This is a genomic window from Mesorhizobium sp. B264B1B, from assembly GCF_020165765.1.
GTDB lineage: Bacteria > Pseudomonadota > Alphaproteobacteria > Rhizobiales > Rhizobiaceae > Mesorhizobium.
Genome location: NZ_JAIUIS010000005.1, coordinates 123,441 through 137,176, shown reverse-complemented (window position 1 = coordinate 137,176; position 13,736 = coordinate 123,441). Strand labels below are relative to the sequence as shown.

Sequence of the window (13,736 nt, the reverse complement as noted above, 5' to 3'; positions counted from 1 at the left end):
GGCCTGCCCCGGCCTGCAGACGGTGCCCTCCCGGTCCGGCGCCCCACCCGACCCGGAGGGACTTGCGGAGAATCAGAGCCGATGCGAACCTCGCCGCAACATGGCTCGCGCGCGTTCTGATTCTCCGCCTCTCTTCGAAATCGTCGAGAAACCCGATTTCTCCTTCGAGACGAAGGCGATGGCCGAAGGCCTGTGGCCGGTCGCGGGGATGGACGAGGCCGGACGCGGCCCGCTGGCCGGACCGGTGGTGGCGGCTGCGGTCGTGCTCGACCCTGCCAACATCCCCGACGGCCTCGACGATTCCAAACGGCTCAGCCATTTGCAACGCGAGGCGCTGTTCGTGCGCATCATCGGCTCCGCGCTCGGCGTGTCGATGGCCTCGGTCAGCGCCGAGGGCATTGACGGCAGTAACATCCTCAAGGCGAGCCTGGAGGCGATGCGCCGTGCGGTCGCCGGCCTGCCGGTGCAGCCGAAGCTCGCGCTTGCCGATGGGCGCGACGTGCCGCCGGGCCTGCCTTGCACGGGGCGCGCGCTGATCAAGGGCGACCAGCGCTCGCAATCCATCGCCGCCGCCTCGATCGTCGCCAAGGTGATGCGCGACCGCATGATGTGCGGCTGCGGCAGCCATCACCAGCACTATGGCTTCGAAGTGCATATGGGCTATGCCACGGTCCGCCATCGCACCGCGATCGAGACGCACGGGCCGGTGGCGCGGCTGCACCGCGTGTCGTTCGCGCCATTCAGGCTTGAAGGTGCCGAGGTGGTGGAAGAAGAGAGCTTCGCCGGGCTGGAGTGAGCCGGCAGCGATATAGCTGATCTCCCCCCTCGTGGGGGAGATGTCCGGCAGGACAGAGGGGGGCGCGAAAGATCGCTACCTTCCAGAACTACTTCTACTCACGCAGAAGTCGCAAGGCAGCGCAGGGATTGTCTGAGGGATTGTCTGACAGGCTGGCGGGACAGCGCCCCCCTCTGCCCTGCCGGGCATCTCCCCCACGAGGGGGGAGATTGGCAGCTTCTGCGCACTGCTCCAACAAAAAAGCCGCCAGGTTGCCCAGGCGGCTTTTGATTGTTCTGCGTCGGTCAAGGCTCAGTTCAGCTTCGCCTTCACATCCTGGAGCGCGGATTTGAACAAATCCGCGCCGGCCTTGGCGTCGATCTTGCCGGCGAGCAGCGTGCGAGCGGCTTCGACGGCGATGTCGACGGCGCTGGCGCGCACTTCGCCGATCGCCTCGCGCTCGGCCTGGCCGATCTTCTGTTCGGCAAGAGCGGTGCGCCGCGCGACGTAGTCCTCGGTCTTCTTGTGCGCCTCGGCGGCGAGCAGTTCGGCTTCGCGCTTGGCCGCGGCGACGATGTCCGCGGCCTCCTGCTCGGCTTCCTTGCGCTTGCGCTGGTATTGGCCAAGCAACTGCTGGGCCTCCTCGCGCAGCCTGCGCGCCTCGTCAAGCTCGCTGCTGATCCTGGCGGCGCGGGCATCGAGCGCCTTGGCGATCAGGCGGGGCACCTTGATGTAGATGGCGATACCCAAAAAGATGACCAGGGCGATCGTGGCCCAGAGCGTTGCAAGAGATGTGGCGTCCATGATGCGCTCCTCACCCGGCCACGGACTTGACCGCGGCCGCAATCTCGGCCTTGCTGGCCTTGCCGCCGACCAGCGCCTCGACGATCGCCGAGGCAGTGTCCTCGGCGATGCTGCCGACTTCCTTCATGGCGTTGGCCTTGATGGAAGAAATGCGCGCCTCGGCCTCGCCGAGCTTCTCGTCGAGCGCGGCCTCGATCTTCTTGCGCGCGGTCTCGGCTTCCGCCTTGGCCGCGTCATTGGCCTGCTGGCCGATGGCGTTGGCGTTTTTCTTGGCTTCCGCCAGCTCCTGCTCGTAAGCAGCAACGGCGGCGTCGGCCTCGCCCTTCAACTTCGCGGCCTGATCGAGATCCTGGCTGATACGGTCGTTGCGGACATCGATGATGCCGCCGACGCGCGGCACCACCACCCTCTTCAGGAAGAGGTAGAAGAGCCCGAACGTGATCGCCAGCCAAAGAAGCTGCGACGGAAACGTCGCCGGATCGAATGGCGGAAACATGCCATGAGCCTCGGCAGGCACGCTGGTGCCGGAATGCGTGTCGCCTTCCGTCGCAGCGTGGCCAGCCTCGGTGGCAGGCGCGGACTCTTGCGCAAAGGCAGATGTCACGAACATGGACTATCCCCTGATATCAGACCCGCCGCTCTCGCGGCCGGCCTGTCCAATCTTCCCATAGCTTAGCCAAATAGCGGCTCAGCCAAACAGGGGCTCAGCCGAACAGGGCCAGCAGCGCGATGAGAAGCGAGAAGATGCCCAGAGCTTCGGTCACGGCGAAGCCGAAGATCAGACGGCCGAACTGGCCATCGGCGGCCGACGGGTTGCGCAGCGCGCCCGAGAGATAGCTGCCGAAGATGTTGCCGAGGCCAATGCCCGCGCCGCCCATGCCGAGGCAAGCGATGCCGGCGCCGATGTACTTTGCTGCTTCTACGTCCATTTGTTCAACTCCTTTGGATCTGAAATTCCGTTGCGATTCCATTCCGGCGGCAATGTTGAAAACTCTTGCGCCGGAAATTTTTTATCAGTGCCCCGGGTGCAGGGCGTCGTTGAGGTACATGCAGGTCAGCACCGCGAAGACATAGGCCTGAAGGAAGGCGACCAGCAGTTCGAGCGCGGTCAACGCCACGGCCATCGCCAGCGGCAGCACCGATCCAGCGACGCCGACCGCGCCCAGCGCCGAGAGGCTGACCACGAAGCCGGAGAAGACCTTCAGCGTGATGTGCCCGGCGAGCATGTTGGCGAACAGACGAACCGAGAGGCTGACAGGGCGCGAGACGAAGGAGATCACTTCGATCAGCACCACCAGCGGCAGCAGGAACACCGGCACGCCTTGCGGCACGAACAGCTTGAGGAAACCAAGGCCGTGCTTGCCGAAACCGTAGACAATCACGGTGCCGATAACCAAGACGGCGAGGCCGAAGGTGACGATGATGTGGCTGGTGACGGTGAAGAAATACGGGAACAGGCCAAGCAGGTTGGCGACCAGCACGAACATGAACAGGGAAAACACGAAGGGAAAGAACTTCATGCCCTGCGTGCCGGCGGCGTCGCGCAACATGTTGCCGACGAATTCATAGGCCATTTCGGAGATCGATTGCAGCCGGCCGGGAACGAGGCTGCGGCTCGACGTCGTCAGAAACAGGAATGCCGCGGCAACGACCACGGTCGCGACCATGAACAGCGCCGAATTGGTAAAGGACAAGTCGTAGCCGCCGATATCGATCGGTATCAGCTTGTTGATATGGAACTGGTGGATCGGATCGACCTTGTCAGCTGCCACGTTCAAACCCCGTCAGTGCCGCATGCGGCCTTGTTACCATGCCGCCCGTCGAAAGGCGGCTATTTCCAAATGCCGCCTGAAGAGCGGTCACTTGCTGTCGTCGCGGCCAGAGCGCGATTTGTCGCCCTGTCCGAATTCCGCCACAACGCCTGCCGAACGCATGACATTGAGCACGCCCGCGCCAAAACCAAGCAGCAGAAACACGATCAGACCCCATGGCGATGTCCCCGCCAGACGGTCGATGATCCAGCCGATGGCGGCACCGACCACCACCCCGGCGATGAACTCGCTGGACAGCTTGAGTGCCTGACCGTACCCGGTCACTGGTTTCGCGTCTTTCCCCTCGAGCCGGTCCGGCCGTCTTGTCGCAAGCGATGCTTCAAGTTCACGCCGGCGGCGCTCAAGTTCGTCGTCGCGGATGGCGGCTTCGTGCTGCTTGCCGCGGCCGGTTTCTCCGGTTCCGCCTGGCCCAGTTTCATCGGCCATCGCAACCCCCCTGCCCGGGCAGACCGTCACCGTCCGTCCGCTTCTAAAGTCGCCGGCAACATAGTTAGAGGGTTTGCGCCCGTCAAGCCACGGGCGGAAGTTCGTTACCATGTATTTTATACAATGAAATCAATATAATAGAGAGGTGCGACATCGTGCCCGCCATGGCGGCGCGGACGCCTTGAGCGAATCCTCCGCGCGACGGCTCTTCGAGAGACCGCGCAGCCGCGCAAAAATATGGACGCCTATCGGGCGTTCAGCTCCAGCCGCCGCCATAGGTGCGGTAGAAGATATGCAGGCCGATCTTGGTCATCTTCTGCATCGTACGCGCCCAGTTGGGATGGACGTAATTGGCATAGTAATGGGTCGACGATCCGACTTCGGGAATGAAGACCTTGCCGGCGGTCACCGCCATGCCGACGTCCTGCGCAGTCTTGTAGGCGACCGGGTTGTCGATGCGCTTCTTCCTGCCGTCGCAGGCGAAGGAGAACTGGCAACGGTTGAACCAGCTGTCGTTCTGGTAGACGACGCCGCAGATCGAATTGGGATAGGCCGGATTGCGGACACGGTTGAGGATGACCTGGGCGACGGCGGCCTGGCCGCGCACGGATTCGCCCCGCGCCTCGAAATAGATGCCGTTGGCCAGGCATTTCTGCTCGGGCTTGGAGAAGACGCTCGCCGGAAGTGGATTCTGGATCCACGAATGGTCGCCCTTGGCCATCGGCGGGATGAAACGGCCGTTGTTGGGCTCCTCGTCCTGGAGCAGGGCCTCGAAGGGCGACGCCTTGGCATAATCGGGCGCGGCCTGCGCATAGGCCGTCGCCAGCACATCCGGATGATCGTTGTTGACCAGGGCGGCAAGCATGGGCGACACGCCGGGATCCGGCTTCTTGTCCTCACGCGCGTGGAATGCCGCGGCGATCTGGATTTCCTTGCCTTTGATCTGGGGTTTGGCGAAAGCCATCTTCAGGCCGCTGTCCATGCTGGGCCGCAGCAGGGATGAGGTGCGCTCGAAGATCGAGCCGGCGTTGAAGTTCTTCGGCGGGGCGACGGGAGAGATCTGGACGATGCGGCCCTTCTTGTCGGCGCGCACGATGCGGTCCTCATCGGGCGTAGTGCTGACCTTGCCGCCCTTGCCGCGAAAGGAGACGGCGCCGACGCCGGGCAGGCGCACCCCCGATCCGGAGAGCGAACCCGTCACAGCGTCGTCGACAAACGGCATCTCGGCGGCATGGACCGATCCGGCGACGGATTTCTCGACATAGGAATTCCAGCGGGTCGGCGCCTCGAGGCCGGAAACGAGGCTCGTCATATCCTGGTAGGCGGAAACCGTCGGAAATCCGATCCAGATGCCGAGGCCGACGATGAAAGGTGCCACGAGGCTGCGTTTCTTCTCACCGGCGACGGCAACAAGGCGCGTCAAGACACGTCGATGCACGGAACTCTCTCCAGGAACGCTACTGACCCCACTGGAGAGCAAAATGATGCATTAACCTTGATGGGACGTTAACAGCTTCGATCGGGTTTTCCCGGTCGGCTCAGGCTCGTGGTTGCGAAGTGGGGCGGTTTTGCGGCGGGACGGACATGGAGGCCGGCCGCAGGAAGATGGGCCACGCGATCAACGCGCACGCCGCCGCCGACAACCAAACGCCGGGCCAGGACCAGAGATGCAAGAGCCCCGGAATGGCCACCGGAACCAGGAAGAAACCTATGAAAACGAAGCTGTTGGCCAGGCTGAGCGCGGTGCCGACATGGCCAGCGCCGGCAAGCGTGGCAAGCTCGGTGTAGGCGACGCCATGCCAGGCGGAGACCAGGATGCCTGCGACAATCAGCATCACGGGAAGCGTGGCCATCAGGACGGGTTGGCCGCCCGATATGGTCGGGCCGGCCAGGACCAGCAGCCAGAGCAGCGTGAAGGCAAGCGCGCTGAGCGCACTGCACAGGCGCAGGAACGGCCTGCGGTTGCCGTGGCGGTCGGTGAAGCGCCCGCTCCAGACGCGCATCACCATGGCGCCGGTCTGGACGGCGGCGAGACTTGCGCTGGTGGCCAGGGTCCCCATGCCGGCGAAGTCGTGCAGGAAGACGGAAGCGAAGGTGAGTACGGCCACTTGCGGAAAACACAGCAGGCCGATGGCTGCTGCGATGCGCCAGACCTCGACATTGCGCAGCGGCGGCGGCCCGGCCAGAACGGCCGGCGCGGCCGAACCCTGCGTCGGCGGTTCATGCAGCCAGCACCAGGCGAAGAAGGCGGAGATGACGGAGAAGACGGCGAGCAGGCCATAGACCGCCGCGAAGCCATGCGTGGCGGCGAGCGAGGGCAGGACAAGAGCGCCCAGCCCGCCGCCAAGCGGCACCGCCGTCTGCCGGATGCTCATGGCGAAGCCGCGCTCGCCTTCGCGGAACCAGCCCATGATGGCGCGGCCGCTCGAACCGTTGACGCTGCCGCCGAGCAGGCCGGTGACGAGCAAGGCGGCCGCCAGGACGTGCACGCCCGGCACGCCGGACGAGGATGGAACGATGAGCAACGCCATCAGGAACAGCCACGCCGCCGTGGCGCCGAGCCCGGTCAAAAGCACACGGCGGTCGCCCCAGCGATCGGTGAGCAGGCCCCAGGGCAGTTCGCTGAGCGCAACGCCCAGGCCGAGAAGGCCAAGCGCCAGGCCGAGCTGAGCATTGCCGAGATGATAGCCCTGCCGCATCAGCACCGCGGTTGCCGGTATGCCGGAGAAAGTAGCGGAAAAACCGGCATTGGCGGCGACGCCGATGCCCAGCACCTTCCAGCGGTGGTTGGGCGCGAAGGTTCTGGAGCCGGAGCCTTCGGCCCGTGGCGTCGACTGACAATCGGTGCGGGTGACGATGGCGGACATGGTTTCATTCCCGTTTGCGGCCCGGTGACCGGCCTTGACGGCGCATGTCTATCGCCATAGCTTTGTCCATAAAATCAGGAAGTTTTTGACGCACAATCCTAAAAAACGGGATTATCATGCGACGCGTGACATTCGACCTCGACGTCCTCAGAAGCTTCGTCACCGGAATGGAGCTTGGCAGCTTCGCCAAGGCGGCCGACCGGCTTGGCCGCTCGACCTCGGCGGTCAGCGCGCAGTTGAAGAAACTGGAGGAGCAGGCGGCGACGCCTATCTTCCGCAAGTCGGGACGCGGGCTGGCACTGACGGAAGCCGGCGAGACCATGCTCGGCTATGCGCGGCGGCTGGTCGAGCTCAATGACGAGGCGGCCGCCGCCATCCATGATGTCGAGCTGGAAGGCTGGGTGCGGCTCGGCCTGCAGGAGGATTTTGGCGAGGCGGTGCTACCTGACGTGCTCGGCCGCTTCGCCCGTGCCCATCCCAAAGTCAAGATCGAGGCCCGCATCGCGCGCAGCCATGAGCTCGCGGAGCGGATCATCTCGGGCAGCCTGGACATCGCACTTGCCTGGCACAGCGGCGCGACGCTGCCATACAGCCAGCATGTCGCCGACGTGCGGATGCGCTGGATCGGCCCGGCAAAGCGCATCGAGACCAGCCTGCGCCATGGCGAGCCGCTGCCGCTGGTGGCGCTGGAAGCACCTTGCCTGTTGCGCACGGTCGCAACCGAAACGCTCGACCGCGCCGGCCTGCCCTGGCGCATGGCCTTCTCCAGCCCGAGCCTTGGTGGCATCTGGGCGGCTGTTGCAGCCGGGCTCGGGCTGACGATCCGCACCGACATCGGCCTGCCGGCCAGCGTCAGCGCGATGACGCCGGAGATTGCCGGTCTGCCGGCGCTGCCCAGGATGGCGCTGTTCCTGCACCGCAGGGATGCCGAACCCGAACCGGTGGCCGCCCGCCTCGCCGATATCCTGCTGGAAGCGGCGCGGCAGGCGCTACCGGAGGGCGCGCGGACGGATGAGAACCTGCTGAAGGTCGCCTAGGCCCTGGTCGCAACCCCTCTTCGTCATTCTGGGGTCTACACCGCGTCGAAGGGTTGGCACCCTTCCCCCGGACGTCAGCGCTTCTTGGCCCTGCCGGCAAAGGGATTGTCCGAAGTCCTCAACGCCATGCGGATCGGTACGCCCGGCATGTCGAAGGCTTCGCGCAGGCTGTTGGTGAGATAGCGGACATAGGATTGCGGCATCGCATCCGGGCGCGAGCACGAGACGACGAAGCCCGGCGGGCGCGTCTTGGCCTGCGTGACATATTTGACCTTCAGCCGGCGACCGGCAACCGCGGGCGGCGGATGATGCGCAAGAATGCCTTCCAGCCAGCGATTGAGCCTGCCGGTCGAGACGCGGCTGTTCCAGACCTTGTGCGTGCGGATGACGGCTTCCATGAGCTTGTCGAGGCCCCGTCCGGTCTCGGCCGAAACCGTCACCGCCTGCATGCCGCGCGCCTGCGGCAAAAGCCGTTCGGTTTTCTCGCGCAGTTCTGCCAACAGTTCCTGCGGATTGTCGATCAGGTCCCATTTGTTGAAGGCGATCACCGGCGCGCGGCCCTCGCGGATGATCAGGTCGGCAATCTGGAGATCCTGCTTCTCGAAAGGGATGGTGGCGTCGAGCACGATGATGACGATCTCGGCGAAGCGGATGGCGCGCAGGCCATCCTGCACCGACATGACCTCGAGCTTTTCATGGATCCTGGCCTTGCGGCGCATGCCGGCGGTGTCGAACAATTTTATGCGGCGGCCGCGCCAGTCCCAATCGACCGAGATGGAATCGCGGGTGATGCCGGCTTCCGGTCCGGTCAAAAGCCGCTCCTCGCCGATCAGTGCGTTGATCAGCGTCGACTTGCCGGCATTGGGGCGGCCGACGACGGCAATGCGCATCGGCTTGGTGTCGTCATAGGCCGGCACCTCGTCGGCGTCGGGATCGGCGATATCCTCGCCGATCAGCACCTCGCTGGAGGCGATCTCCTCGTCGTCGTCCTCATCTTGGCCAAAGGCTCTCGCCTCGCCAAGTGCGGCGATCACCGCGTCGCGCAGGTCGGGCATGCCTTGGCCGTGTTCGGCCGAGACCGGAACCGGCTCGCCAAGCCCGAGCTCCCAGGCCTCCAGCATGCCGCCCTGCGCGCCCTTCGCCTCGGCCTTGTTGGCGACCAGCACGACCGGCTTGCCGGATTTGCGCACGATCTCGGCAAAGGTCCGGTCGTCCGGCAACAGGCCGGATTTGGCGTCGACGGTGAAGAAGATCAGGTCGGCCTCACGGATAGCGATCTCGGTCTGCGCACGCATGCGGCCGGGCAGCGTCGAGGCGGCGGCGTCCTCGAAACCCGCAGTGTCGATGACGTCGAAATGCAGGTCGTAAAGCTTTGCCGCATGGACGCGGCGGTCGCGGGTGACGCCCGGCGTGTCATCGACAAGCGCCAGCTTCCTTCCCACCAGCCGATTGAAAAGAGTCGATTTGCCGACGTTAGGCCGGCCAATGATGGCGACTTTGAAGCTCATATGTCACGACGCGCTGCCCGAGCCGCGGATCAGCTCGGACATCAGGGTCGCCCGTTCACGGGTGTTGCGCGGGGCACCGTCATCGGCGGCGATCTGGTCGAACAGCTTCAGCGCATCCTGGGTCTTGCCTTCCTTCCAGGCGGCCAGCCCGAGCGCCTCGCGCGCGGTGTGGCGCAGCGTGTTGGTGTCCGAGGTCAGGGCCTCGACGCGGCTCGACACATCGGCGAAGGAGCCGTGATCGACCAGCAGCAGCGCCGCCCTCAACCGCGCCATGTCGCGAATGCCCTGGGGAATGGCGGCGTCGGCCGCCACCTCGTCGAAATCCTTGACGGCGGCATCGACGTCGCCCTTGTCGGCCTTGACGGTGGCAGCGCGCATGCGGGCGAGCAGCGGATAGGCGCCGTAGCCATCCTTCTCCAATTGATCGAGCGCGGCCAGCGCCTCGTCGTTCTTGCCGTCATTGGCCAGCTTCAACGCTTGCGAGAAGGCATCGCCCGAACGGTTGGCGCGGGTCTCGTCCCAGTAGCGGTAGCCGACGAAGGCGGCGGTGCCGAGCACGACCAGCACCGCGACCACAAGCAGGGCCGGGCCGAAACGGTCCCACAGCTTCTGCGCCTGTTCGCGACGGATCTCGTCGTTGACTTCACGGATAAAACTGTCGTCGGACATCAATAAAACCATTCCTGCCCCGGGCCGGAGCGTTCGCGAGCCCGCGTTTTAGCGAAATTTTGTCGGCATGGAAGGGGTTCGACCGGAAAATCACCTATTCGCGGGGCAAACGGACGAAAAGGCCACCGCACCCACGCCACATTTGCGCTATAGCGGGGCCAAAACCGCCCCGGGGTCAGTAGCTGTTGCCAATATCCTTTTCGTCTCGCGTTGCCGCGTTCTGTCTCGCTTCGCTTGCCACGGCCGGTGCGGCTTTCGCCGATCCACCCGGCTCGCGGGCGCCTTTGCCGGCAAGGCCGAAGCAGGTCGTCATCATCTCCTTCGACAGCGCCCGCGACATCTCGCAATGGAAGCGCAGCCGGGCGCTGGCGAAGCGCACCGGAGCGCATTTCACCTATTTCCTCTCCTGTGTCTTCCTGCTGTCACCCGAAACGCGCAGCCAATACACCGCGCCGGGCAAGACATCGGGCAAATCCAACATCGGCTTCGCCGCCTCGACGCAGGAAGTGAGCCAGCGGCTGGAGCAGATCGGGCTTGCGGCATCGGAAGGCCATGACATCGCCAGTCATGGCTGCGGCCATTTCGACGGCAAGGACTGGAGCAAGGCCGACTGGCTGAAGGAGTTCGCCTCGTTCGAGCACATCCTCGAAAACGCCTATGCGATCAACGGCATCGAGCCCGAGCCGACCGGCTGGCGCGATTTCGCGCGGCATGCGGTGGTTGGCTTCCGCGCGCCCTATCTGTCGACGAGCAAGGCGCTCTACGAGGCGCTGCCCGCCGCCGGTTACCGGTTCGACGCCAGCGGCGTCTCGCGCGGCCCGGTCCAGCCGCCGACCACCGCCGGCCTCGCGCGCTTTTCACTGCCGCAGATCCCGGAAGGACCGAAATCGCGGCCGGTGATCGCCATGGACTACAATCTCTATGTCAGGCATTCCGGCGGCTTCGAGCGGCCGAGCAAGGCAGGCGAGTTCGCGGACCGCACCTACCAGGCTTTCCGCGCCGCCTTCGAGGATCAATACCGGGGCAAGCGCGTTCCGCTGCAACTCGGCTTCCATTTCGCGCTGATGAATGACGGCGCCTACTGGAACGCGCTGGAGCGTTTTGCCGGCGAGGTCTGCGTCAAATCAGACGTCGAATGCATCAGTTTTCGCGATTACATCTCGCGGCAGGGTTCTGGCCAGAAGCAGGCTTCCGTGGGCGGCTGAGCCGCCGACCCGTTTCGCACCCAGGTCTTTCCTGACTTAAGCGGGATCCTCGGCGCCTTGCCGCGCCAGATAGCGCTGGTCGATTTCCGGCAGCGGCTCGCCCTGCAGCGTCGCCTCGAAGGCGCGCAGGCGCTTATGCACCGATTGCAGTTCGACGATGGTCGACCAGGAGGTGAGCAGGAACTGCAAGGAACCTGTCACCTTGCCGAATGCATTCGAAATCTGGTTCAGCGCGCCGAACGTTATCTTGTGGGCGACCAGCGACGGCCCGAGGATCAGCAGCGAGAAAATATTGTCGGCCTGCAGGTAGGTGTACCGGACGACATTGAAATAGATGTAGTGGAAATACAGCCGGAAATAATTGTGGCGAACATTGGCGAACAGCGCGGCGGTGGTGGCGGGCTGGGCCCGGTCGGCATGATCCTCGCCGTAAACGAGCTCCTTGCGGTAGGCCGCCTCCACGCGCTGGTTGCGGAACTGCAGCCCTGGAAGCTTCATGCCGGCAATCATGACCGAAATCGTTCCGAACAGACACCAGGCCAGTGCCGCGACCACCAATGGCTGGGGGATCGCGCCGATGATCGGCAACTCGGTTATATGGGCCTGCAACTGGATCATGACCGGCAGGAAGGCGATCAGCGTCATGATCGACTGGACGAAGCTGGAACCCAGATCTTCCATGATCTGGGAAAACCGCATCGTGTCCTCCTGGATACGTTGCGAGGCGCCCTCGATGTGGCGCAGCCTGCCCCAGTTCTCGACGAAATAGTTGTTCATCGCCGTGCGCCAGCGGAAGATCCAATGGCTGACGATGAAGGCGTTGACCACCTGCACGTTCATGCCGACCAGCGCAAGCCACGAGAAATCGGCCAGCCCAATGTAGAATTCGGCGTTGGTCGATTTTCCGGTGCCCGACATCAGCCCCTGCACATAGTCGAAGAAGGGCCCGTACCAGGCGTTGACGGCGACGCTGACCTGCACATTGAAATAGATGAAGAACAGGATGACCGCCGTCATCAGGATCGACCAGCGTTGCCACGGATGCGGCGAATACCAGCTCCAGAACGCATAGAAAGCGACCACGCAGAACGCGAAGTAGATGTAGAACCAGAGAAACGGCTTCGAGACGAGGACGGCGATGCCGATAATGGGCGGTGCACCGGCTGCTGCCGGCGGCAGGCCGAAGACGGCGCCCAGTTGCTCACCCCCGAAAAACCAGAACAGGATCGCCGCAAGGCTCCAGACGGCGGCCGAAGAGAAAAACAGCTTCGGCTGCGGGAAGAAGGATACGAACACTGTGGCGAATTCCTCGATTTTTGCGCAAATCAGCTGGGTTCAGCAGGCATAAAGTCACACATTAGGGGGAAAGAAAATGCCCATGCCCGATGCCCGGCACCGAGCAAACCCACAATCATGGCGATTTTGGCGCGGCCGACCATATGATGACGCCGGAGGCGACCAGAACGGCCGCGGCGGCGATCGAGGCAAGGAAGAAATCGCCCGACGCCTGCGCCAGGAGCCCGGCGGCAATCGGGCCGATGATCTGGCCAAGACCGAACGAAGCCGTCATCAAGGCGAAGGTCCGCCGGGGGGCCTGTGGCGCCAGTTGCCGCGCGGTCTGCAGGCCAAGCGCGGTGATGGCGATGAACGTGCCGCCAACGAGCAGGCCGCCGAGCAGCGGCCCGGTGCGCCCGCCCACCGCGACGCTTGCGACAATGCCGACGACCTCGACGAAACATCCCAGCGCATAGGTCGCGTATAGGCCGATCCGCGCCGATATCTTCTGCCAGAGCCAGACCGAGGGAAAGCCGGCAAGACCGGTGACCATCCAGACCACCGCCTCGAACACGCGTCCGCCGCCGCCTTGCCGGACAATGGCGACAAGGAAGGTAGCCGTTACCACGTAGCCGAAGCCGAACAAGCCGTAAGCGACGATCACCTTGGTCAGCGAGCGGTCTTTTGGCAGCGCCGGCTCGCGGCCGGTATCGCCGCTGGCCAGCGGACCGCTGTCCACCAACAGCGCCACGACGACGAAGCCACAAGCCGAGATCGCCGCCGACCACAGCCAGCCCGCCGCCCAGCCGGCATGTTCGCTGACCAGGGCCGCCATCAGCACCGAGGACAGGGCGATGCCGAGGCCGACGCCGCCGAAATGCCACGCCTGCAGATCGCTGCGGCCGGCCGCGGCAAGATGGCTGAAAACAATGCTGGCCAGGAACACCATGACAAAGGCGCTGGCCAGGCCTGCAAGAAAGCGGATGACGAGAAACGCGGCGATCGTATCCGACAGCCCCATCAGCGCGGCAAGCAAGGCGCTGGCGCCGAGGCCGGCCAGCATCAGCAGGCGCTCGCGCCCATGCGCCCAGCCGCCCGCCGCGGCAAAGGCGCCGGCGAGGTAGCCGAGATAATTGGCCGACGCGATCCAGCCCGCATCGGCCGCCGACAGATGGAGTTCTTCCATCATGCCGGGCAGGATCGGCGTATAGACGAAACGACCAATGCCCATGGCGACAGCCATGGCGATCATGCCGGCGAAAGCGAACCGCAGCGCTGTTGAGGTGGCGGATGTCATCGCGGTGCACAATAAGTGCGAAGACCGGCGACACAACGTGC

The 13,736-nt window shown here is 64.5% G+C and carries 14 protein-coding genes; 3 read left to right on the top strand and 11 right to left on the bottom strand.

The window, feature by feature from the left end:
* The first annotated feature begins 100 nt into the window (after nucleotides 1–100).
* Complete coding sequence (locus LB547_RS12185; protein WP_140497970.1) at nucleotides 101–796, top strand: ribonuclease HII; 696 nt, start codon at nucleotides 101–103, stop codon at nucleotides 794–796.
* 291 nt (nucleotides 797–1,087) lie between these two features.
* Here LB547_RS12185 and LB547_RS12180 read toward each other — a convergent pair whose 3' ends face one another.
* The 7 genes from LB547_RS12180 to LB547_RS12150 form a co-directional block, all read right to left on the bottom strand.
* Nucleotides 1,088–1,579: a F0F1 ATP synthase subunit B gene (locus LB547_RS12180; RefSeq protein ID WP_140497968.1), complete on the bottom strand. Its 492-nt coding sequence runs from the start codon at nucleotides 1,577–1,579 to the stop codon at nucleotides 1,088–1,090.
* A gap of 10 nt (nucleotides 1,580–1,589) precedes the next feature.
* The gene (locus LB547_RS12175) at nucleotides 1,590–2,189 is read right to left on the bottom strand and encodes a F0F1 ATP synthase subunit B (RefSeq protein WP_140497966.1); all 600 of its coding nucleotides are present in this window, start codon (nucleotides 2,187–2,189) and stop codon (nucleotides 1,590–1,592) included.
* A 94-nt stretch (nucleotides 2,190–2,283) separates the two neighbouring features.
* A complete protein-coding gene (locus tag LB547_RS12170) occupies nucleotides 2,284–2,508 on the bottom strand; it encodes a F0F1 ATP synthase subunit C (RefSeq protein ID WP_140497964.1) in 225 nt (74 codons plus the stop codon).
* An 84-nt stretch (nucleotides 2,509–2,592) separates the two neighbouring features.
* A complete protein-coding gene (locus LB547_RS12165) occupies nucleotides 2,593–3,351 on the bottom strand; it encodes a F0F1 ATP synthase subunit A (RefSeq protein ID WP_140497962.1) in 759 nt (252 codons plus the stop codon).
* Between the two features lie 87 nt (nucleotides 3,352–3,438).
* Complete coding sequence (locus LB547_RS12160; protein ID WP_140498124.1) at nucleotides 3,439–3,837, bottom strand: AtpZ/AtpI family protein; 399 nt, start codon at nucleotides 3,835–3,837, stop codon at nucleotides 3,439–3,441.
* Between the two features lie 256 nt (nucleotides 3,838–4,093).
* The gene (locus LB547_RS12155) at nucleotides 4,094–5,275 is read right to left on the bottom strand and encodes a cell wall hydrolase (protein ID WP_140514754.1); all 1,182 of its coding nucleotides are present in this window, start codon (nucleotides 5,273–5,275) and stop codon (nucleotides 4,094–4,096) included.
* A gap of 100 nt (nucleotides 5,276–5,375) precedes the next feature.
* Nucleotides 5,376–6,704: an MFS transporter gene (locus tag LB547_RS12150; RefSeq protein ID WP_140762460.1), complete on the bottom strand. Its 1,329-nt coding sequence runs from the start codon at nucleotides 6,702–6,704 to the stop codon at nucleotides 5,376–5,378.
* Between the two features lie 116 nt (nucleotides 6,705–6,820).
* Between LB547_RS12150 and LB547_RS12145 the strand changes: the two genes are divergently transcribed.
* Entirely contained in the window at nucleotides 6,821–7,741 is a 921-nt protein-coding gene (locus tag LB547_RS12145) for a LysR substrate-binding domain-containing protein (protein ID WP_140520833.1), read from the top strand.
* 74 nt (nucleotides 7,742–7,815) lie between these two features.
* On the opposite strand, the gene der is transcribed toward LB547_RS12145, so the two are convergent.
* On the bottom strand, nucleotides 7,816–9,249 hold the full coding sequence (gene der / locus LB547_RS12140) for a ribosome biogenesis GTPase Der (RefSeq protein WP_140520834.1): 1,434 nt from the start codon (nucleotides 9,247–9,249) through the stop codon (nucleotides 7,816–7,818).
* A 3-nt stretch (nucleotides 9,250–9,252) separates the two neighbouring features.
* Nucleotides 9,253–9,918, bottom strand: coding sequence for a tetratricopeptide repeat protein (locus LB547_RS12135; protein ID WP_140514747.1), 666 nt, complete (start codon nucleotides 9,916–9,918; stop codon nucleotides 9,253–9,255).
* A gap of 191 nt (nucleotides 9,919–10,109) precedes the next feature.
* Between LB547_RS12135 and LB547_RS12130 the strand changes: the two genes are divergently transcribed.
* The gene (locus tag LB547_RS12130) at nucleotides 10,110–11,123 is read left to right on the top strand and encodes a polysaccharide deacetylase family protein (protein WP_140514949.1); all 1,014 of its coding nucleotides are present in this window, start codon (nucleotides 10,110–10,112) and stop codon (nucleotides 11,121–11,123) included.
* A gap of 36 nt (nucleotides 11,124–11,159) precedes the next feature.
* On the opposite strand, the gene sbmA is transcribed toward LB547_RS12130, so the two are convergent.
* Nucleotides 11,160–12,419 carry a peptide antibiotic transporter SbmA gene (gene sbmA, locus LB547_RS12125; protein ID WP_140497950.1) on the bottom strand — a complete coding sequence of 420 codons (1,260 nt, stop codon included), beginning with the start codon at nucleotides 12,417–12,419 and terminating at the stop codon, nucleotides 11,160–11,162.
* Between the two features lie 115 nt (nucleotides 12,420–12,534).
* The gene (locus LB547_RS12120; protein ID WP_140514745.1) at nucleotides 12,535–13,695 is read right to left on the bottom strand and encodes a YbfB/YjiJ family MFS transporter; all 1,161 of its coding nucleotides are present in this window, start codon (nucleotides 13,693–13,695) and stop codon (nucleotides 12,535–12,537) included.
* Between the last annotated feature and the right edge of the window lie 41 nt (nucleotides 13,696–13,736).

Bases quoted from the DNA above. Each gene is read 5' to 3' on its own strand.
- der (WP_140520834.1), bottom strand. From the start codon at position 9,249: ATGAGCTTCAAAGTCGCCATCATTGGCCGGCCTAACGTCGGCAAATCG.
- LB547_RS12185 (WP_140497970.1), top strand. From the start codon at position 101: ATGGCTCGCGCGCGTTCTGATTCTCCGCCTCTCTTCGAAATCGTCGAG.
- LB547_RS12160 (WP_140498124.1), bottom strand. From the start codon at position 3,837: ATGGCCGATGAAACTGGGCCAGGCGGAACCGGAGAAACCGGCCGCGGC.
- LB547_RS12150 (WP_140762460.1), bottom strand. From the start codon at position 6,704: ATGTCCGCCATCGTCACCCGCACCGATTGTCAGTCGACGCCACGGGCC.
- LB547_RS12170 (WP_140497964.1), bottom strand. From the start codon at position 2,508: ATGGACGTAGAAGCAGCAAAGTACATCGGCGCCGGCATCGCTTGCCTC.
- LB547_RS12135 (WP_140514747.1), bottom strand. From the start codon at position 9,918: ATGTCCGACGACAGTTTTATCCGTGAAGTCAACGACGAGATCCGTCGC.
- LB547_RS12180 (WP_140497968.1), bottom strand. From the start codon at position 1,579: ATGGACGCCACATCTCTTGCAACGCTCTGGGCCACGATCGCCCTGGTC.
- LB547_RS12175 (WP_140497966.1), bottom strand. From the start codon at position 2,189: ATGTTCGTGACATCTGCCTTTGCGCAAGAGTCCGCGCCTGCCACCGAG.
- LB547_RS12120 (WP_140514745.1), bottom strand. From the start codon at position 13,695: ATGACATCCGCCACCTCAACAGCGCTGCGGTTCGCTTTCGCCGGCATG.
- LB547_RS12145 (WP_140520833.1), top strand. From the start codon at position 6,821: ATGCGACGCGTGACATTCGACCTCGACGTCCTCAGAAGCTTCGTCACC.